Origin of the sequence: uncultured Methanospirillum sp., assembly GCF_963668415.2 — an archaeon.
Taxonomy (GTDB): domain Archaea; phylum Halobacteriota; class Methanomicrobia; order Methanomicrobiales; family Methanospirillaceae; genus Methanospirillum.
Genome location: NZ_CAXXDL010000001.1, coordinates 1600935 through 1622724, shown reverse-complemented (window position 1 = coordinate 1622724; position 21790 = coordinate 1600935). Strand labels below are relative to the sequence as shown.

The following is a 21790-nucleotide window of genomic DNA, read 5'->3' as shown; positions in this document are numbered from 1 at the left end:
TTCGCATCAGTTTACCGCTACCATATCTGCTCTTCTGGTATATGAATTATGAATATTCTGGTGCATCCGCATCTACTATATGCACCATACATGTTCTAAATGAATTACAAACTGAATCAACCGGTCACCTCACATAATGAGAGAACCGCATCGGATACTTTTTCAGGTACGACCTGAGAACCATACCGATATGATGTGGGAGATCCTGCCCTTGGAGAGGTTTGCATGCCTTCTGGTACTCATATTCATATTCTCAATCCTTGCTCCTGTATCAGCCGGGCAGACACAGATGGGATACTTTGAGGTGAAATCAAACCCGCAGGGGGCCGATGTGATTGTCAATGGTGCTTTTGCCGGGGAGACTCCGGTGATCGTTCCGGTCACTGCTATGAGCCCGAATGCAACAGTGATCAGGGTTATGATGCAGGGTTTCCAGATCTGGGAACAGACCTACAATCAGAGTGTTCAGCCAGGTGGGATTGTTCCGGTTATGGCAGTCCTGGCCCCTGTTGCAACCACGGGATCCCTGAAGGTGAGTTCGTCTCCCTCTGGTGCCATGGTAACCGTTGACAACGGAAACGGGCAGATGGCCCCCTGGACCTATACCAATCTGCCGACCGGAACACATCTGGTCTCGCTGGTCATGATGGGGTATGAACCGTTTGTACGAACTGTTGAGATCCATCCTGGGGAGACAACCGAACTGTCAGCAAGTATGACCATTCGAACCGGCTCCGGAACGCTTGAGATCAGTTCAGATCCCGGAGGTGCCATGGCGTACGTGGACGGCGTGTATGCCGGGACTACAAACCTCGTCGTAGGAAATATTCCGCCAGGGCGCCATGAGGTCAGGATCAGCCGGGCAGGAAATGATGATTATGTTGAATGGGTTTCAGTGCAGAATCAGGTGACCACCCCGGTGCATATCTCTCTCAAGCCGGCTACTGGTGCATCCGGTGGTTTTGTGGTTGTCACAACCGAACCCCCTGGAGCATCTGTATTCCTTGATGATGAGTACAAGGGGCTTACTGAAACAGGCAGACCTCTTGAGATCTCCAATCTCACACCTGGAAGTCACAGGATATACGTCACCAGCAAGAATTACGAGGATTTTGAAGTAATGGTCATGGTCACGGCCGGAGCCATTACGCCAGTGACTGTGCAGATGGATCCAAGCCCGATGCCTCAGGCATGCGGACTTGTGATGGTAAGTTCAGATCCTGCAGGTGCTGATATCACTGTTGATGGTCATCTCAAGGGAACTACGCCTGCCACTGTTGAGACCGTGTGCTCAGGTAAACATACCTATTCGATAAAACTTGACGGATATCAGGAGTACAACTCGTCGTTTGAGGTTATACCCGGACAGGTGCTTCAGATCAACACTGTTCTGGCCTCTGGCACCATGACTGGAACACCACGACAGGGGGCACCCTGGCCATCCCCTTTGCTGATTATCGGGATTCTTGCAGGTGTTGGGTATTTCTACCATCGGAAGACCTAATCTCCCTCCATTTCAGATAAGGCCACGTCACCCGGATTCAGCCCGGGACTGTGGGATCCTTCTTCTACGAAGGTTATTTCAGGTCGGCACCTTAAAATTTAAGCGAATATTGCGTTATTCCTGAAGATAATCAGGCCATAACCACCGGGGCTTGCACGAATCAGCCCTTCCCCCGTCCCGGTTCATCTGCCTGGAGCTAAGGCAAGCCGGGGGGAGGAGATATAACAACCATGTCATTTGATAATCCAGCGTTGCAGTTCGATGAACAGCGTCTCGCAAAAAGAAACCTCCTCCAGGAACAGGGAGTCCCTCTCTACCCTCCCACTTTCAAGAGAACACACACCATTGCCGGAATCCGGGAAGTATTTGATTCAGTAACCCATGATCCATCCCCTGAACAGGTCAGCACTGCAGGAAGAATCTTTATCGTTCGTGATCACGGGAAGACCTTTTTCTGTGATCTTGGAGACGAATCCGGAAGGATCCAACTCTACATAAAGAAGGATTCACTCCCTGAAGGGAAGTTCGTGGTCTTCAAATCCGGAATTGAGCGTGGGGATATCATCGGGGTTGTAGGCCGGGCATTCAGAACCAAAGTCGGCGAGATAACTCTCTGGGTAGATGACTTTGAACTTCTAACCAAAGCGCTCTGTTCACTTCCGGAAAAGTTCCATGGTCTTACAAATCTTGAGAAACGATACCGGCAGCGGTACCTGGATCTGATTGTCAATGAGGATAGCAGGGAGACGTTCAGGATACGAAGCAGAATTCTCTCTCATCTCAGAAATAGTCTGACCACCAGTGGGTTCCTCGAGTTTGAGACACCAACACTCCAGCCGATCTATGGCGGTGCAAACGCCAGACCGTTTACTACCTACCACAACTACCTCGAGCAGAAACTGTACATGCGGATTGCCCCGGAGCTCTATCTGAAGCGGCTGGTTGTCGGTGGGTTTGAGAAGGTCTTTGAACTCGCAAAGAACTTCAGGAACGAGGATATCGATACCAGTCACAACCCCGAGTTCTCCATGGTGGAGATCTATCAGGCATATGCTGATTACAGGGACATGATGAGGCTGACAGAAGAGATCATCTCTGGAATTATCAAAGAGGTGACAGGAGGATATGAGGTCAGCTATGAAGGGAACACCCTGAATTTCGCTCCTCCCTGGAACTCAATGCCGATGGACGAGGCTGTAAAAAATATCGGGGGCATTGACATCTTTGCATACACCCTTGATGATCTCAAAGAGAAAGGGAGAACACTTGGAATTGAAGGAATTGACGGTGCCAGCAGCCACCGCGAAGCTCTGCCTCTCTTCTTTGAAACCCTCGTTGAAGAGAAACTGATTCAACCGACGTTCATTCTCGATTTTCCTATTGAGAACTCACCACTAGCAAAGGTACACCGGGAGAAGGAAGGATTTGTTGAACGGTTCGAACTCTTTATTGCAGGGATGGAACTTGCAAACGGGTTCTCCGAACTGAACGATCCCCTGGATCAACTCGAGCGGTTTGAGGCCCAGGAAGAGAAGCGGCGGCTTGGTGACGAAGAAGCCCAGATGCATGACTACGACTTTGTGAACGCTCTTGGATATGGCATGCCACCGACCGGTGGTGTCGGGATTGGAATTGATCGGCTTGTTATGCTAAGCACCAGCAACACCTCGATCAAGGAGGTCATCCTCTTCCCCTCGATGAGAAGGGAAGTAGCCTCAGAAGAGGAAGAAGGTGTTTCTGGTAAGGATGCCCAATAGGCGCAATCCTCTAATTTATACGTATTTTTGAATATAGGCTATTAATATAATTCTTTTTCAGGCTCTGATGTCCATATGGGTTCTGTTTCCCTCCTGTTTTTTGATAATAACGGCTCTGGCTCACTATTTTTAGAAACACTTATAATCCATGAAAAGACATCCTTGTCATATTGTACATGATGTGAGATCGGTGTTGTTCAGCGAAGAAAAGCCCGGTAGTTCGGGCACTCCAGTGAAATGTAATAATTAAGGCTATTATTATATTTCAGAAAAAATGTGGGGGCTCTGCGTGCAACAGAAAACTGGTATGGGGGTATGGATGAGATGATACGGATACAACAGAGTGCATTACTAGCTGCGCTCCTGGTGTTACTGGTCTGCTGGATGCCGGTAACCGGGAGTGTGGCGGCTGGGGGAAATGTTTCCATGGAGGAACTCTCCTCACAGCCCGTTCAGTTTATAAAAAATGTCGGGCAGTCACCTGATATCATACAATATCAGGCAAAGTCACAGGACTTTTCTTTTGATTTCACAAAAGACGGCATGCTCGTCTCCGGTGCTGGTGGTATAGATACGGGTGCCAATGAGAGTGAGATGCAGCCAATGGTTGTCACTCTGGAAGGAGCCCGTAAGGAGATCAATATTGAGGCCGCGAATCAGCTCCCAGGGTATGCAAACTTTCTGATGGGGCAGAATGAGTCGGATTACAAGCAGCATGTCCCCTGGTATGGTGAGATCAGGTATGCAGATATTCTACCCGGCATCAACCTGTCGTACACTGGAAAGGGCGGAGTCCTGAAGCGTGAATATCAGGTGAGTCCTGGTGCGGATCCTGCCTTGATTAAACTCGTGTACTCTGGTGCAGAGACTATCACACTCACTGCTGACGGATCCCTCCTTGTCAAAACTAAGTTTGGAAACCTGACCGAGGCTGCACCGGTGAGTTATCAGGTTATCAACGGGAACAGGTCAAAAGTCAGTTCAAACTACACCATTCTCGATAACAACCGGGTGGGATTCAAACTGGGGACCTATGATACCGCATACCCCCTGATCATTGATCCATATCTTCAGTACTCAACCTATCTCGGTGGGGCTCTGGAAGATTACGGAATGGACATCGCAATAGACAGTTCTGGTGATGCATATGTAACAGGGTACACCTCATCCTGTAACTTCCCTGTTGTCAATCCTATCAACATCAACTCCCCTATCAGTTACAACGGATCATTCTGTCATAACAGTCGTGATGTCTTTGTCACCAAACTTACCACGAATTCAGATGGTAATGCATCGATTGCCTTTTCGACGTTCCTTGGAGGAAGTTCATCAGACTTCGGCCGGGGCATTGCAGTGGACAGTTCCAATAATATATACGTTACCGGTGACACTTATTCCTCTGACTTCCCTGTTCTTCTTCCGATTCAGAATGGAGGACGTCTGCATGGATCAAATGATGCATATGTGACTAAACTGCGGGCAGACGGGACGAATTTCTGGTATTCATCCTTCCTTGGAGGCAATTTTGCCGATCAGGCAAATGATATTGTCGTCGACAGTCTGGGTGCAGCATATATCACCGGTTCGACCGTTGGGAACAGTCCACTGAAAAAGACTGAAGAGATCTTCCCAGTCACATCCGGAGCCTATCAGGAGGCACCGAATACCAATGCGGTCATGGGTGATGCTTTTGCCTCCAAACTCAACCCAACCGGAAACAGCCTTGAGTATTCAACTTATATCAGCGGTAGCAATACTGAATCAGGCAATGGAATTGCTGTGGATGGCCAGGGCCTGGTCTATGTTATAGGAACAACATCATCGAGCAACCTGATCCCTTCAACCGCAACCGGTTACCAGAAGACTTTGAAGGGAACCCAGGATGCTTTCCTTATGAAATTCAACTTTGCAGCCTCATCCCCGCTGGTATATGGTACTTTCCTCGGTGGTGCCACCGGGTATGACTACGGAGAGGCGGTTGCAGTAGATTCAGACTTCAGCGCGTATGTGACCGGAGCCACGGCATCTACCGATTTCCCAGTCACAACGTATGCAAAACAGAAGAAAAAAGGTTGGGTGTATGACTATTTTGAGAAGGATGCGTATGCCACAAAGTTTTCGACTGACGGGGCAAGCCTTCTCTATTCAACCTATCTCGGTGGCAGTTCTGATGATTGGGGATATGGTATCGCAGTGGATAGCAGCCGCCGAGCATACGTTACCGGGTATACCAAGTCAGAAAGTTTCCCAAAGTATGACTCAATTAAAACAACCACATACAGTGGCGATCAGGACGGGTTCCTTACCTGTGTGAATGCTGCCGGAAGTGACTGGGTTTATTCGACTGTCTTTGGTGGAAGTAGTAGCGAATTATCCCACGCAGTCGCAGTATCAACAGATGGGAACACGGCATATATCACCGGATGGACAGATTCACCATCGATCCAGGATCTTGTCAGCGGGAGTAGTTGTACTAATGACTGTTTCCCTGTTCTGAACTGGATCAATCAGACCACGTATCCTGATGATTCAAGTAGATACAATGGAAGCAGGATTGATCGGGGTATTCTTGATACATATAATTCCAACACCTTTGATGCATTTGTAATGAAGTTTGGCAAGAGCAGCCTTCTGGCTTCCTTTACTCCGAACCTCACCTGCGGGCCTGCACCTCTATCGGTTAGATTCACTGATACCTCCGCAGCCTCGGCAAATGTCGTGCAGAGAATATGGAACTTTGGAGACGGATACACAAATACTACAGGATCAACAGCGGTGGATGTCTACCACCAGTACAATACCACAGGAACGTACCAGGCAACCCTGACCTTGTATTCCTATACGGGCTCATCAATGTCAAGCCCGTCCTCGATCACTGTCTGCAATCCGTATATCTCTGCTAACTTCACCCTTCCGGCGTTCAACAACTCACAGACCCCGATAGATGTACCCTGGAAGACCGGAGTCTCGTTCACTCCAAATGTCACCAATTATACACCAGCATCATACCAGTGGAACTTTGGTGACGGGACAGTGAACTCAACAGACAAGAATCCGACCCATCAGTTTGCATCGGTTGGTACCTATACCGTGACGATGACCCCATTGACTGGGACATGCTGTAATTATACTTCAGCGCAGCGGGCAGTGCGGGTTATGGCGCCGCCATACGCCAGTTTTGTTAATGATACAGCAACTCCCCGGCTTGAATTATGTCCCACACAGTCAGTATCGTTTATTGATACCTCTACGGGCTCATCCCTCAACAGCAGTGCTACTGCATGGGAATGGGACTTTGGTGATAACAGTGCCAAGGTAACAACCCAGAATGTTAGCCATGCCTACAACATCGGAGGAAATTTTACAGTTACTTTGAAAGCCTCCAATATTGCAGGAAGCAGTACGGCTACAAAGACGAATTATGTAAGTGTTTATGGGGATGCAGTCGCAGGATTTGAGGCAGCGCCTGTCACCGGAGTTGCACCACTTACGGTCAGTTTCACAGATAAATCTACCGGAGTCCCATCATATTGGAACTGGGTATTTGAGGATGGTAACGCCAGTGCTGTGAGTACATTGAAAAATCCAAATTATACGTATTGGAGTCCTGGTGTATATTCGGTTAATCTAACGGTTGGGAATAAATGTGGTGGTAGCAGTTTTGCCAGGCTTCAGGATTACATCACAGTAAATGGTAACATCAGCCCGACGCTACTCTTCAACGGAACAGCCCCTGCATTATATACGAAGTATAACGGCACGGTTCCACTCACTGCTTTCCTCCAGGGGGGCACCTCAACCTCTAACCTGATCGATCAGGCCTGGTGGGACTTTGGTGACGGGAACCAGACTACTCAGACCCGTGATTCGGCATGGCCCACAGACAACACCTGGGTAAACCAGACTCACCTCTACAGTGTAATCGGTGACTTCACACCGGTGCTGAAAGTTGCAAATAATACATGGGCCGGTAACTCTTCGACCGGTATGATGTACAACAAATCAATTGGCGTTTATGGGCCAATGTCTGTTAGTTTCACTGCAACACCGGCGACTGGAGTTGTTACACAACCGATACAGTTCAATGACACAAGCACAGGCAGCCCGACTGAATGGCACTGGCTGTTTGGGGACGGAAGCGAGACAAATGTTTCCGGAACTCCGACACACTCATTCACAACCCCTGGTTCATATCCGGTACTGCTTGAGATCTGGAACAAGTATGGCAAATATGGTGGATGGACAAACCGGACAGTTCAGATCAGTGCAGCAAGCACTTCTGGTGAGGTTGTGTTCAATCCTTCAGTTGTGAACATGACAACTGGTTCAAACAACTGGAGAAAGGTGCAGGTCAGCCTGAGCCGGGCAGATTATGGCCTCTCCAGTTTCAAGATCAAACTGGATCTGAACAGCACAAATGCAACAAACTTCGGGCTTGTTGTTGATCGACCCTGGTGGATTGATGCAGACAAATGGTCGGTAACAGCAACTCCTGAAGGAAAGGCACAATACCTGACCCTCGCAGGGCTTGATACAACCGGCAGAATCGGATATGGCTCGCAAAATGTTTCTCTAGGCAACATCACGCTCTATGGATCTGCATCCGGTTTTGCAGTGATGAACCTGAACACGTCAGTCTCTACCGCTCAGTTCGGTTCATCTTTCATGGGATTGTCTTCACCTGGTGCACCGATCCGGGTGAGTTATGTCGGTGCTCTGACAGGCTATACAAACCCACCCAATGATCTCAAGCCTGACTCGACACATGACGGCTTGATTGATGACTTTGACGGGAATGGAGTGGTCAATTCGAATGATATAACGGTTTTCTTCCAACAGTGGTCAAAAGATTACCTGAACTCATATCCTGTTGCTCCGTTTGATTACAACTACAATGGAGTGGTTGATGGTAATGATATACAGAAATTCTTCGATGCCTACTCACATTGGTGATTATTAGGTGAATATTATGATTCAGAAAACAAATGGAATTGCACTATTCCTCATTGGATGCATCCTCCTTGTCGGAGCAGCATCAGCAACAACTATTGAACTGTCAGGAGTAAGTATCAGCGGGGCGGGGCAAAGTGCCAGCATCCCGATAACTCTTGATGCTGTCTCTTCAGGGCTTGCAGGATACAAACTCAATGCAGCTCTCTCAACATCAGGTGTTGCAAAGATCACTGCTATCACTATGCCTGACTGGGCCTCCATGAAAAACGTGGATGGAACTCTCCCTGGAGAGTCTGTTAATCTGACTGCTGTGGATCTCTCAGATACCATCAAGTCAGGTTCAACAAATGTTCCGGTTGCAACCCTTACAGTAGAAGGAGTAGCAGCTGGTTCAACCAATCTCGTGCTGACAGTATCAGAACTAACTGATGACAGTGGAAATGCGATTCAGTTCACCATGGCACAGGCAGGGATTGTTGTTGGAGGATCTGAATCAACAGCAACTCCTAGTCCTACACCAACAATAACTTCCACAGCCACAGTTACAGCAACCCCAACTCCGACAGAAACCTCAACCAGTTCACCAACGGCTACTCCCACAGTGACTGTAACCCCAACAATCACAGCCACAGTTACAGCAACCCCGACTCCAACTCAGACGATTGCACAACTGGCAACACCAACACCAGTTCCGCTAGTTATTGCCAATTTCACAGCAGATGTTACCAGCGGGCCATCACCGATGACTGTCAAATTCACAGATCTATCAGAGGGGTACCCGACAACATTCTTCTGGAACTTTGGTGATAACTCATCAGATGCAACGTCGGTTGTAGAGAATCCACAGCATACCTATCGCATTCCAGGAATCTACTCGGTCTCATTCAATGCTTCAAACAGCATGTACAGCAATGAGACATCACGGGCAAACTACATTGTAGCCGCCAATATGAGGACGCCCCAGCGGGGAGACAAAACATATATGACCATCTATTCTGTTCCTGATGGGGCAGAATGTTACCTGAATAATGTGTACCAGGGAATCACCCCGGTAAATGTTACCAACCTTACGCCCCGGACCTACCAACTCAGGCTCCACAAAGAGGGATACTATGACATAGTAGATCCGGTAATTGCAAACAATGGTGTCCTGCCTACCTTTGTGTCCGGGTACGAGATGGTGCCCCATTACGCAGAGATCGGAAAACTGGTTGCAGATCCAGTGCAAACCGGTGCTGCCTACATCGTGACCTACCCTGAACTGGTAACCGCATATATCGATGACAAGAAGGTGGGAAAGACCGATGTGATGGTTCTTAACCTTGCTGTGGGAACCCACAACCTGACGCTGGTCAAGGACGGGTTTGCAAACTGGACTGACACCCTTGATGTCAGAAATGGGCTTGCAGTAATCCAGAGTTACTTCTATGAGCAGCCTTACTTCCCGCCAACCAACAAGACGATCGATTATGTGGACATGAGTGCCTGAGAGGGGAATCCCTCTTCAGGTTTCAGGAATCTGATGCAAAGAATCAAAGGTTATGACCATGAGCAATAACAGTGACAAAACATGGCAGAGGATCAGTCTTGCTCTGGTCTCTCTTCTGCTTCTCTTAACTCTCGTCTCTGCATCTTCTGCCGTAACGCTCTCGGCCCAGAATGTAACACTTGCAGGTACAGGAAGTACCGGTTCATCTGCCCTGGTCCTGGATTCAGTGCCAAGTGGGCTTGCGGGTTTTAAAATTGACACCTCGATGATTCCTGCCGGAGTCGCAAGACCGGTATCTGTTACATTCCCTTCTGTGTTCACCATGAAGAACAGCACAACCCTTCCTGCTGATCAGGTACGGGTTGTAGGAGTTGATCTCTCGGGTGGGATAGAGGCTGGTGCAACAAATGTAACGCTCTGTACGTTTACCATGCAGGGAGTTGCCGCCGGTACCACAAGTATGGCGTTATCCATCGGAGAACTCACAGATGATAACGGTTCCCCGATCAGCGCATCACTAGTCAATTCAACGATAATCGTCGGTTCAGCAACGCCTACCCCGACTCAATCACCTACCGCTACACCGACTGTGACATCAACTCCTACGGCCACCCCAACAGTAACACCGACTATCACCTGTACACCAACTCCTACGCCGGGGATTGTTGATTTCACAGCATCCCCGCGTTCAGGATCTGCACCACTCACTGTCGGTTTCACTCCCCTGGTTAACGGCTCTGCCACCGGGTATATCTGGTCGTTTGGGGATGGAACATCATCTGATCTCCAGAGCCCGTCTCATGTGTATGCAGCTGGAACCTATCAGGTATCATTAACTGTTACCTTTACCGGAGGTGCTACCGCATCATCTACAAAATCCGGATACATCACCGTAAGTGGGAGTGAACCAACTCCGACTCCAACCGGAACTGCAACCCCTACACCAACCCCGACTCCGGTTCCCCTTGTAGCAAACTTCTCTGCCTCTCCGATGACAGGTGTTCCACCATTGTCAGTTCAGTTCGTTGATCGCTCGGAAGGAACTCCAAAAAAGTGGCGATGGAACTTTGGTGATGGTGTGTATTCCACCGTGATGAACCCTCTGCATGTATATGGGGGCATCGGGCGGTATACCGTGACACTTGAGGTCGAGAACAGCGATGATACTGCTATTGTCAGAAAAACTTCTTTTATTGCGACAAAAACAAAATAGATCTCCTACCTTTTTTGTGCTGAAACAGCGACCGGTCTTACCTTATGCTCATCCCGGCCCAGACACACTGTCCATATGAGATGCATCCGTCACCAAGCGGGTAGTCTGTGTTGATCACGAGTTCCATCCCCCGTGAATGAACCTCATCCGCAATCGTTCTCCTGATTGCTTCGTTATATGAAACACCTCCTGAAAGTGCAACTTTAGTAAAACCACCCTCATCAGCGGCGTCAGTAGCGAGGAGTACAATTCCACGTGCAAGGTTGAACTGGAAGGAGGAAGCGATCGTCCGTATTACTCCGAAATCTCCTTTTGACCTTAGGTATTCATCCCTGGCAATCCGGAGAAGGAAGGCAGTATCAAGTACTCTGCAATTTCCATCCTTGCTAAAAGAGAGTGGCCAAAGCTCAGGCTTTATTCCCCATGCTGCAGATTCGAGTCTCATTGCCGGCTCTCCATCATAGGTTTTCTGTCTGCAGATCCCCAGAAGAGCTGCAGCGGCATCAAGAACTCTGCCTGTACTTGTCGTCTGAACCGTGTTAAACCTCCTGGTCACCTGCTGACTAAGTACCCTGATATCGGAATCACTCCACCCTCTTGATAGTAGAATCCTCTCAGTATCCTCATCTGGGAGAATCCCGAAGAACATCCGCTCGGGGAACTTTGTAGCAAGATCTCCTCCTGGCATCAAAACCGGCATCAGATGGGCAGCCCGATGGAGGTCGGGAACCTCACCGGTAAAGATCTCTCCGCCCCATATCTTCCCGTCAGTTCCGTACCCTACTCCGTCGATGGCAATCCCGACACAGGGTTCCTGGCAGGCAGCTGCGATATGGGCCATGTGGTGTTGCACAGGAATTACTGTGGCTCCTGTTTCTTCTGCCATCTCTTTCGCCAGACGGGTTGAGAGAAACTGGGGATGGAGATCATGGGCTATTACTTTGATATCTGGCTTTAAGAGGCCGGAAAGTCTTTCAATCGTCTCCTTGAGGTATGCAAAGGTGGCAGGATTTCTTACATTCCCAACGTGTGGCGAGGTTATTGTGAATCCGTCCCGATAGATGGTGACATTTGCATTGAGCTCTGGTCCGACTCCCAGGATCGCTTCGTTACCAAGGTTGTGTGCTATCCTCCTCGGGGCCAGTCCCCGGGATAGCCTGATGATATGCTCTTTTCTGATCACCGAGTCATCACAGCGGTTTACGATCTCACGGTTATGGGTGAAGATATAACTGACTGTCCCTGATAACCTGGCAACTGCCTGCTCCAGATCTGTTATCATCGGATATCCGGGGACATTTGCACTCGTCATGATCAGGAACGGGGCCTTAAGGTCTGCAAAGAGCAGATGATGAAGCCCGGTATAGGGGAGCATACAGCCGATGGTGTGTAGGTTGCTCACATGGGGAATGGCTGCCGGGTCCTTTTTGTCAAGGACCATGATCGGCGCAGCCGGGCTCTTCAGGATCTTCTCTTCCTCCTCTGAGAGATCAGCGAGATCACGGATTTCCTTCAACGGAGCCATGATGGCAAGCGGCTGTTCAGGTCTGCCAAGTATTTGTTTGAGTTTATTGGCAGCATCTCCGGTGCAGGCGATGTGAAACCCACCGATGCCCCTGATGGCTATGATCTCTCCCTGGTCAAGGAGTACGGCTGTCTTGTGTATGGGATCGGATACCGGTAGAATTTCTCCCTTACTGGTGAGGAGGGTCAATCGTGGCCCGCAGGAGTCACAGGCTATAGTCTGGGCATGGTGCCGGCGACAGAGTGGATCTGTGTATTCAGTCAGGCAGTCATTGCATGCAGGGAATTCATCCATTGCTGTTCGTTCGCGGTCGTAGGGGAGCGACCTGATGATCGAGTACCGTGGTCCGCAGTTCACGCATGAGGTTGCAAAATAATCTTCATATCTTCCAGACTTTTCAAATATGTCAGCGATACAGTCGTCACAGGTTGCAATATCAGGAGGGATCAGTCCGCTGAGAGATCCCTCTGCACTGGTGATGATAGAGAATGTGTCTGGTTGTGGATCAGTGAGGGGAAGAGTCTCGACTGAGTCTATTATTGAATGGGGTGTTCCGGCTGCAACAAGTTCAAGAAATTTCTCGAACTTATCTCCATAGGCGTTAATACGGACTTCTGACCCGGCGTTCTGGACCGTACCAACTATTCCGAGTTCATGTGCTTTTGCATAGACAAAAGGGCGGAACCCCACACCCTGCACGACACCCCTGATAATTATTCGGCCCTGTCTTTCCATTACTCACACAACAAACCTTTATTTTTTTATAAGACGTTATAATTATAGGGTTTTGAATTGACGGGTCATATCAGAATAGTCAATGATCCCGTAGAACTGGTCCCGCTTTTTGTCATCTTCAACAATACTGTCTATAAGAAGATTCTTGACATGCTTAACAAGAACTGGATGACCAGGAGCGAGATCAGCGATGTGGTGGGGGAAGATGGAGTCAGGGAGTGTCTGCTTATCCTCAAGAAAGGCAGTCTCCTTGAAGAGAAATGGCGCATGCCAGAACCAGGAAAAAAACCGGAGAAAGAGTATCGGGTTACCTATAGTAAATTCAGGGCCAACTTTCAGTGTAATTTCTCCGATCTTGCAGACCTGCTCTCGATTGCATTCTCTGATGAATCTGAAGTAGGAGTCAAAGGTGACAGTCTTGAAGGTGAGTTATCGAAGGGTAATTCCTCGATCAACGATATTGCCCGAAGATTTAATGTAACTCCGACATACATTAAAGGGGTGGCAAAACGGGTTCCACACCTCGATGTGAAGGGTCAGGGACTGGTAATACTTGAAGAATGAGGACGAGCCGGGATATACAATCCTGCGAAATAAACGGGATGTCTCCCGGTTTCAGATTCTTGTTGAAATAGCCGAGCACCAACCTGCAGTACGGCAGCAGGAGATCGCAGGTATGCTTGGGGTTACGCCTCAGGCGATATCTGAATACATCCGCGATCTTGTGGATGAGGGTATGATCAAAGCCCCTGGCAGGGGGAGGTATGAGGTCACCCGTGAAGGAATTGAGTGGATCCTTCAGAATGCCGAGATGCTCGAGACCTATGCCAGGCATGTCAGGCATGATATCATCCATCAGGTCTCGGTCTGGACCGCCATTGCAGCAGAAGATCTGAGGAAAGGTGACCGGGTCGGTGTATACATGAAGGGGGGTATTCTGTATGCCTCACGGACTCTTACTACCGCAAACGGAGAGATCGCGATTGATACTCCGAAGGGTGAGGAGACCGGAGTTGCCAAACTTGATGGGATCATCAATCACAAGGAGTCAACAGTTCAGGTCTGCAAGGTTCCAAGGGTTGAGAGGGGTGGTTCGCGAAATGTAAAACTCGATCACCTTGCCGAAGTCATTGGCGCAGTGTCTGTTGTTGCCTGTGTGGGACTTGAGGCCTGGGTCTCGCTGAAAAAGATCGGACGTGTTCCCGATCTCTATTTTGGTTCCCGGGAAGGTGCCATAGAAGCAGCCCTTCATGGAATTCCCTGTGGTATCGTGATTGTTGATGAGTTCTTCACCGAGTTTCTGAAGCAGCTTGAGCAGGCAGAGCTCAGTTATGAGATTCATGATCTGGTTGCGACATGAAGGCAATTGTCCAGCCAACGAAGAAGTACTACAAGATCCTTTTCTATGAGACCCATCACGTAAATGCGACTGCAATCATCGAACTTGTGGATACTCCTAAAGGTATCAGGCCTTCGCATTACCGGATGAGGCGGGGGACGAGTTCGGGATATAGAAATCTGCCGACACGTGATCTGGTTATTCATCTGAGGCGGGCAAAGGTCCGCCTGACTGCTCCAGACGGGCCGTTCGAGGCATTCCTGCGTGATCTCCTGATCCCGTTCACCTATGTTGAACTCTGTCGCTTCTGTCTGATGGAAGACCGTATCGCCGAACTTGACATGGATCAGGCGATCAAGTACGGGGAGGATGAGTTGATCTGCCTGCCATGTGCCCGCAAAGAACTCAGAAGAGAACTTGGCCATATGGGGAGGCTTGGCAGGAACGCTCTCTCTCATCTTGACGAGCTGCTTGACAAGTACCGGAGTGTTGATCGGGTGCTTGCAACTATCGAGCCGGGGGAGCATACCTTTGAACATACCCTCTATGACAGGCTGATTGCCCATCCTGTCGTTGAGACGAGCCGCCTTGATGAGCTCCCATTGCCTCGTCAGTTTGTGGATCTTGCCAATGTTGAGTTCCTGATGCCGGTCCAACAGATCGCGGTTGAGTCCGGTCTTTTGTACGGAAAGGATCTGCTTGTAGTGGCAGCTACCGCAAGCGGAAAAACGTTCATCGGTGAGATGGCCGGGTTCAAGAATTTTCTTGAGAAGAGAGGCCGCATGATCTTCCTTGTCCCGCTGGTGGCTCTTGCATTCCAGAAGTACGACCGGTTTGCAAAAAAGTACGGGAAGATTGCTGACATCTCGATCATCACCGGAACAAGCCGTATCCAGATAAGTGATAACCGGCGTCCCGGTAACCGCGACCGAAGATCATCCATCATTATCGCAACCTATGAGGGGGTTGATCACCTGCTCAGGTGTGGAACAAAACTGCATGACATCGGGACTGTGGTCATCGATGAGGTCCAGATGCTTGAGGACAAGGAACGTGGGCACCGCCTGGATGGGTTGATAGCACGAATGAAGTTCAACTCTCCCAAGGCCCAGTTCCTTTATCTGAGTGCTACAATCGGGCATCCAAAGTTGCTTGCAAAGAAGTTGTCATGCGAGCTGGTTCGGTATGATGAACGCCCGGTAACCCTTGAGCGGTATCTGGTGTTTCTTGAACGGCAACAGAAGATACCGACAGAGAATAAGCTTGTCCAGGATGAATACAACAAGGTCTCTTCGAAGGGATTTCATAATCAGACTATCATTTTCACCAACTCACGGGCCCGGTGTCATGTTATCTCCGACAAACTTGGTGAAGGAGTAGCCCCGTACCATGCCGGTCTGACTCAGGAAGAACGACGGCATGTTGAGACCCAGTTTGAAAAAGGGGAGATCAGGGCTGTTGTCACAACAGCCGCTCTTGCAGCCGGAGTAGATTTCCCTGCTTCACAGGTCATATTTGATTCTCTGGCGATGGGGATTGAATGGCTGACAGTTCAGGAGTTTCAGCAGATGTCAGGCCGGGCAGGAAGACCCGACTTCCATGACCTCGGAAAAGTGGTGATCCTTGCAGAACCGGGAGGATCGTACTCCCGAAGTTCACGGATGACTGAAGAAGAGGTTGCTATGGGTCTTCTGAAAGGTGAGATGGGCGAGGTTGCACCTGTCTACACACTAGAGCAAAGTTCTGAGATCTACGTGGCAAATGCGGTGGTAGCAGACGGAGACCGGAATATCATGCAGAAGATCGAAGGGAGCCTGGTCGGTGAACCCGAACCGGTTGAAGATCTTCTGCTTCAGAGAAACCTGATCTTTCGTGAGGGGGGTACCATCCGTCTCACCCCTCTTTCCCGCCTGATGGCTGAGCACTTTATCGGTGTGGATCGACTTACAAGAATCATAGATCTGGTCAAAGAGACGAAAGATCCCCTTGAAATCCTTGCTGAGCTTGATTGTGCAACAGATGAAGAGGCAGCCCTCTCGCAGAGACAGAAAAACAGACACACAGAGCTTCATGGCAGCCTTATGGAAAAAAGGAAGAAAAGGCCAGGAAAAAGACACCGATAAACTTCCATATCTTTCTGTCTGATCTCGCGGTACTCCTCTTTTTCTTTCAGAATGGTTTGATATCCCTATTTTCACAGTTCTCATTCCCCAATCCTGTCAGAAGGGTATTGATCACCCGCCGATCCCCTGCGTTTTCAGTTCATCGTCCTTCCATTCTTCTTGAATAGTCTTCTGATGAAAGTCAACGATCATCATCAAAGGATAAATTTAAATAAGGTGGAAGACAACTTCTTACTAACCCGGGCGGAGTGGATCCGTTCAGGTATGTTTGGACTCCAAATCGTGGATTTTGGTGGTGCGACAGAACACTAACAAAATCTTTATGTATGTTACGATAGGAGAGTCAGCATTATCGGTGATCAAACAGGTGAATTGAAAACATGGACATTGATACTGGAGCAACAGCATGGGTATTAGCCTCCACTGCCCTGGTCATGATCATGACCCCGGGTGTCGGGCTCTTCTATGGTGGTTTGGTACGAAAGAAAAATCTCATCAATATGATCGCTCTTTCACTCGTAGCATTCGCTGTAGTAAGCCTTCAGTGGGTCTTATTCGGATATTCACTCGCATTCGGCCCTGACATTGGAGGATTTATCGGTTCGCTGGCAAACCTCGGTCTGGCCGGAGTGGGTCAGGAAACTGCGGTGATCGCCGGAACAGAACTCCCGATTCCTGCACTTCTCTACATGGTCTTCCAGCTGGTCTTTGCCACGGTTACGATGGCAATCATCACGTCAGGAATGGCTGAACGGGTAAAGTGGTCAGGATTTCTGGTCTTTGCAGTCTTGTGGACAACCATCGTATATGATCCCCTCGCCCACTGGGTATGGGGTGGCGGCTGGACGGCACAACTTGGAGCACTGGACTTTGCAGGAGGCACGGTTGTGCATATCAGTTCAGGATTTGGTGCTCTTGCAGTGGCACTGGTCCTCGGCAGGCGTATGGGCTTTGGCGAACACTCCATGGAGCCGAATAACATTCCGGTAACCCTTCTCGGAGCAGCACTACTCTGGTTCGGGTGGTTCGGATTCAACTCAGGGAGTGCGATCGCAGCAAATGGCCTTGCAGCAAATGCCTTCGTCGTGACCAACACGGCTGCAGCAGCCGGTGCAATTGCATGGATGCTTGCAAGTTGGATTCATGGCAAGCCTGCTTCACTCGGACTTGTTTCGGGAGCAATCGCAGGTCTTGTTGCAATCACCCCTGCAGCAGGGTTTGTGGATACGATGAGCTCCATTATCATCGGAGCAGTCGCTGGTGTGCTCTGCTATGGCATGATGCTCTTCAGAATCAGGAAAGGTCTTGATGAGAGCCTTGATGCATGGGCTGTTCATGGAATGGGTGGTCTGTGGGGTGCTCTCGCAACAGGTATCTTCGCAGTAGCAGTAGTGGGAGGCAAGGACGGGCTTCTCGCAGGAAATGTACAGCAGTTCATCTCCCAGTGCATCGGAGCATTCGCTGCAATCGCTTACGCATTCATCGTGACCTTCGTGCTCGCACTGGTGGTTGAAAAGACAATTGGCCTACGTGTAAGCGAGGAAGAAGAGTACGTCGGACTTGACATCTCCCAGCATGGAGAGAGGATTCATTAAACAGGCGCAACGATTAGAAAGGGACAACTATGCAGCTCATCAAAGCAATTATAAAACCGGAACGTCTCGATGCAGTAAAAGCTGCCCTCGAAGAGGCTAATTTCTTCGGCATGACCATTACTGAGGTTCAGGGCCGGGGAGAACAGAAAGGAATCAGCCTTCAGTACCGGGGCGGTACAATCGAAGTAGATCTCATCCCAAAGGTTGAGATAGAACTTGTTGTGAGCGACAAGGATGCCGATGCAGTCATTGAGGCTGTTAAGAAGGGTGCATACACCGGCAAGATAGGAGATGGAAGAATCTTTGTCATGCCAGTCACCAAGTCGATCAAGATCAGAACCAATGAGGTGATTGCCGAGTGAGGATCACCTCACTCGTTTTTTGGTTTTAAATGTTTGAAATTGAACATTTTTCACGTGAACATCCTCCTGCAGAGACACGTCCGTGAAAAAAAGATCCATTCGGGAGCTGTTTCTCCCGTCCTCCCTTCAATAATATATCAGGCGATCCTTCAAACCCCTCCTTTTCTGATCTGAAAGCCGTTGTCTCTCTTATTCATATGAACTGGATGAATTCAGAGGAGTGGCTTGAACATTAAAAATTGGGCACAAGAAGTGGGAAGATCAGAGATACTCTTTCCCGTTCATGTATGGGATGAGCACCTTCGGTATCTCAACTGATCCGTCCTTCTGCTGATAGTTCTCAAGAATAGACCTCATCGCCCTGGATGTTGCGATGGCTGTGGAGTTCAGGGTGTGCACGTACTGTTTTGACTCAAAGTCCTTGCTATCCCTGACTTTGATGTTCAGGCGGGTTGCCTGGTATGCCGTGCAGTTTGAACAGGAGACAACCTCCCTGTATGCATTCTCTCTTGGCATCCAAGCCTCAATATCGTACTTCTTCGCAGCAACAGTTCCTATGTCGCCAGTACAGATGTTGACCAGCCGGTACGGAAGTTCGAGTTTCTGGAAGACCGCCTCAGCATTTTCCCTGAGTTCCTCGTGGATCGTCCAGGAATCTTCAGGTTTGCAGTATACGAACTGTTCAATCTTATGGAACTGGTGTACCCTGAAGAGACCTTTGGTGTCAAGACCGTGGGATCCGATCTCCCGCCTGAAACACGGAGATATCCCGGCAAGACGAACGGGAAGATCCTTCTCTTCAAAGATCTCATCCTGAAACATCGCAGCAATCGGGTGCTCGCTGGTTGCGATCAGGTACGCATCATCCCCGTCTATCTTGTACATCACCTTCTCAAAGTCGTCAAGGTCAGTTACCTCCTCGTATGACTTCCGGTTGATCATGTACGGCGGTGATATGGGCGTATATCCTCTCTCCATCAGTAGATCGAGGGTAAACCTCTGGAGAGCCATATCAAGGAGAACGAGATTTCCTTTAAGGAAATAGAATCCCGCTCCTGATGTCTTGGTCGCCCGTTCAAAGTCAGCCCATCCGTTGTCTGCAGCAAGCTGGCCGTGGTTTTTCAGTTCAAATTCAAATGACCTGGGAGTCCCGACCTTCTTGATCTCAACATTCTCTGTGTCATCTTTTCCCTGGGGAACACTGTCATGAAGAATATTGGGAAGACGCATGAGGTAATAATGAACCTTGGTAGAAAGTTCATCCATCTCCGTCTCATTGTCCTTGATCTTCTGCGGCAGGCTTGCAGCCTCTGCCATAAGTGCAGATGTGTCCTCTCCTGCCTTTCTTGCACGGTTGATATCGTGTGAGATAGAGTTACGTCTCTGTCTCAGTTTATTATTGAGTCCTATCAGTTCCCTGTTCCGTGCGTCTTTTGCGAGGAGTTCGTCGATCCATGCTATCTTTACTGTATCATTCCGTTTGACAAGATCGGCTTTTACAATCTCCGGGCTTGCCCGCACAAATCTGATATCAAGCATCGGTTACACCCGTGGTATCTCTCATATCGTATCTCCGTTCTCCTTATCTCTTAGTTCTCAAGTAACATCACATTGACGTATCGGTCCCAGGAGTCCTGATGTGAAACTATCAGGCTCACTCCTTTTTTATCCGATTGAACAGACCCATCGGTCGTAGATGGGATCCCGATCGTTCTCCCAGACTTCAGGCTCATATCCTCCATCTTTCATCCAGTTTTTAATGATTCCTGCCTCCGGTTCTGTTCCAACTGTGATCAACACACGTTCAGAAACAGCGCAGATGGCTGATATGATCTCTGACCAGATGTCATGGTTGAACAACTGGAGTTCACCGAACATAAATCCAAATGCACAATCAACCGGCTCGGTCAGATATGCTTCAAGAAGCCGCCCGTCGATCCACATCGTTCTTTCAGGAAGGAGGCGTCCCTCGGCAAAACCCCGTGCCAGAAGGGCGTCATCATTATCATATGAGAGCGGATTGAGACCCATATCCCGCATCAGGTATGTCCCGATCCCGGTCCCACAACAACAGTCAAGGCAGCGGAGACCTGCTTCCTTTCCTACAAAAGAGTTGATGAGGTCACGGGTTATGTGGAGCCGTTCAGGATTGAGATCATCTGGTGTAATAGCGCCGGTGCTGATGAGATTCTCTGAGTAGTATTTTCTGACTGTATCCTCGAACTCTTCCCTGGAGACCTGAAAAATGTCTCCTTCCAGATCTTCAAGCCTGGTTATGAGCGTATCTGTAGGAGTCCGTAGATGGAAACAGGATGCCTGAATTGTTCCATCTCGTGTTTCAAGCCCAACACTCAGAATCTCCTCGTTCTCATCGATCAGGATTCTGCTCCGCTCAGCAGGTACCTGCAGAAGCAGATCATCTATCTCCTTGTAACAGAGATCAGAGAAGAGTGGTTCAAGAATCTTAACCTTATCGGCTTCAAAAAATTCAGCAAAACTCATACCGGATCCCATCTGTCTGCTCAGATATCCGGGTTCCCGCTGAAAAGAGTTATCGTATGCAGAAGTAAAAATGAGATCCAGAATTACTTCTGGATCTTTGGAAGCTCAACCTTGGTCTTGATGATCTCGATCCGGCGGATTGGGTAGAGTTCCTTGACCTTGCGGAAGGTCTCTTTGGAGATCTCGCCGTTGATGATCGCGTTGACAAAGACACCGAGTTCATTCTCGGTTCCGTACTTGACAACATCTTCTGAGAGAACCTTGCGGATGAGGTGCTGCTGGCTCTGGTCAGCACGGGTGAGGGTGAAACAGGTCACGGTTGCCCTGACCTTGGAGCCGTCCTTGCTGACAAAGTTCACGATACTCTCAATCCTGGAGGTCCGGCGTTTTACCAGTGATCTGATGTAATCTCTGGCGATTTCGTGCCCGATGAACGAGGTGTATGCTGAGTCTCCGGCAACCTCGGTGATTGAGAACTTCATCTTGACGTTCTGCTTGGCGTAGTCGTTCACCAGCTCAGAGAGCGGTGCGGTCATGACACGACCGATTAGTTTGGCCGGATCGTCTGCAACGGTGTCACCGAGGTAAACTTTTCCGACATTTTCTGGGCTGTAGACCTTGAACCAGGACTTCGCCTTCCATCCTTCAACTCTTCTTCCTGACTGTTTCTTTCCTGCCATATCTTTGCTCCAT

At 49.2% G+C, this 21790-nt stretch carries 14 protein-coding genes; 10 read left to right on the top strand and 4 right to left on the bottom strand.

The window, feature by feature from the left end; all coding sequences use genetic code 11:
* Positions 1-190 precede the first annotated feature (190 nt).
* The 5 genes from ACHZA2_RS07500 to ACHZA2_RS07480 all read left to right on the top strand — a co-directional run bounded on the left by ACHZA2_RS07500 (position 191) and on the right by ACHZA2_RS07480 (position 10916).
* The gene (locus ACHZA2_RS07500) at positions 191-1504 is read left to right on the top strand and encodes a PEGA domain-containing protein (RefSeq protein WP_319579207.1); all 1314 of its coding nucleotides are present in this window, start codon (positions 191-193) and stop codon (positions 1502-1504) included.
* 230 nt (positions 1505-1734) lie between these two features.
* The gene (lysS, locus tag ACHZA2_RS07495) at positions 1735-3261 is read left to right on the top strand and encodes a lysine--tRNA ligase (protein WP_319579206.1); all 1527 of its coding nucleotides are present in this window, start codon (positions 1735-1737) and stop codon (positions 3259-3261) included.
* A gap of 315 nt (positions 3262-3576) precedes the next feature.
* Positions 3577-8214 carry a PKD domain-containing protein gene (locus tag ACHZA2_RS07490; RefSeq protein ID WP_319579205.1) on the top strand — a complete coding sequence of 1546 codons (4638 nt, stop codon included), beginning with the start codon at positions 3577-3579 and terminating at the stop codon, positions 8212-8214.
* A 16-nt stretch (positions 8215-8230) separates the two neighbouring features.
* Entirely contained in the window at positions 8231-9703 is a 1473-nt protein-coding gene (locus ACHZA2_RS07485; protein WP_319579204.1) for a PEGA domain-containing protein, read from the top strand.
* A 58-nt stretch (positions 9704-9761) separates the two neighbouring features.
* Positions 9762-10916, top strand: coding sequence for a PKD domain-containing protein (locus ACHZA2_RS07480; protein WP_319579203.1), 1155 nt, complete (start codon positions 9762-9764; stop codon positions 10914-10916).
* A 37-nt stretch (positions 10917-10953) separates the two neighbouring features.
* On the opposite strand, the gene hypF is transcribed toward ACHZA2_RS07480, so the two are convergent.
* Positions 10954-13176, bottom strand: a complete 2223-nt coding sequence (gene hypF, locus ACHZA2_RS07475; protein WP_319579202.1) for a carbamoyltransferase HypF — start codon at positions 13174-13176, stop codon at positions 10954-10956.
* A 57-nt stretch (positions 13177-13233) separates the two neighbouring features.
* Here hypF and ACHZA2_RS07470 point away from each other — a divergent pair, with 57 nt between their 5' ends.
* The 5 genes from ACHZA2_RS07470 (at position 13234) to ACHZA2_RS07450 (ending at position 18595) form a co-directional block, all read left to right on the top strand.
* Entirely contained in the window at positions 13234-13740 is a 507-nt protein-coding gene (locus ACHZA2_RS07470; protein WP_319539401.1) for an ArsR family transcriptional regulator, read from the top strand.
* The gene (locus ACHZA2_RS07465; RefSeq protein ID WP_319539402.1) at positions 13730-14536 is read left to right on the top strand and encodes a helix-turn-helix domain-containing protein; all 807 of its coding nucleotides are present in this window, start codon (positions 13730-13732) and stop codon (positions 14534-14536) included. Before ACHZA2_RS07470 ends, ACHZA2_RS07465 begins: the two co-directional genes overlap by 11 nt.
* Positions 14533-16638: a DEAD/DEAH box helicase gene (locus tag ACHZA2_RS07460; RefSeq protein WP_319579201.1), complete on the top strand. Its 2106-nt coding sequence runs from the start codon at positions 14533-14535 to the stop codon at positions 16636-16638. Before ACHZA2_RS07465 ends, ACHZA2_RS07460 begins: the two co-directional genes overlap by 4 nt.
* Positions 16639-17018: 380 nt before the next feature.
* Positions 17019-18233, top strand: coding sequence for an ammonium transporter (locus ACHZA2_RS07455; RefSeq protein WP_319539404.1), 1215 nt, complete (start codon positions 17019-17021; stop codon positions 18231-18233).
* Between the two features lie 29 nt (positions 18234-18262).
* A complete protein-coding gene (locus ACHZA2_RS07450; protein ID WP_319579200.1) occupies positions 18263-18595 on the top strand; it encodes a P-II family nitrogen regulator in 333 nt (110 codons plus the stop codon).
* A 261-nt stretch (positions 18596-18856) separates the two neighbouring features.
* On the opposite strand, the gene serS is transcribed toward ACHZA2_RS07450, so the two are convergent.
* The 3 genes from serS to ACHZA2_RS07435 all read right to left on the bottom strand — a co-directional run bounded on the left by serS (position 18857) and on the right by ACHZA2_RS07435 (position 21777).
* Positions 18857-20134, bottom strand: coding sequence for a serine--tRNA ligase (gene serS, locus ACHZA2_RS07445; protein WP_319579199.1), 1278 nt, complete (start codon positions 20132-20134; stop codon positions 18857-18859).
* Positions 20135-20260: 126 nt separating this feature from the next.
* Positions 20261-21097 carry a hypothetical protein gene (locus ACHZA2_RS07440; protein ID WP_319579198.1) on the bottom strand — a complete coding sequence of 279 codons (837 nt, stop codon included), beginning with the start codon at positions 21095-21097 and terminating at the stop codon, positions 20261-20263.
* Between the two features lie 83 nt (positions 21098-21180).
* Positions 21181-21777, bottom strand: coding sequence for a 30S ribosomal protein S3ae (locus ACHZA2_RS07435; protein ID WP_319539408.1), 597 nt, complete (start codon positions 21775-21777; stop codon positions 21181-21183).
* Between the last annotated feature and the right edge of the window lie 13 nt (positions 21778-21790).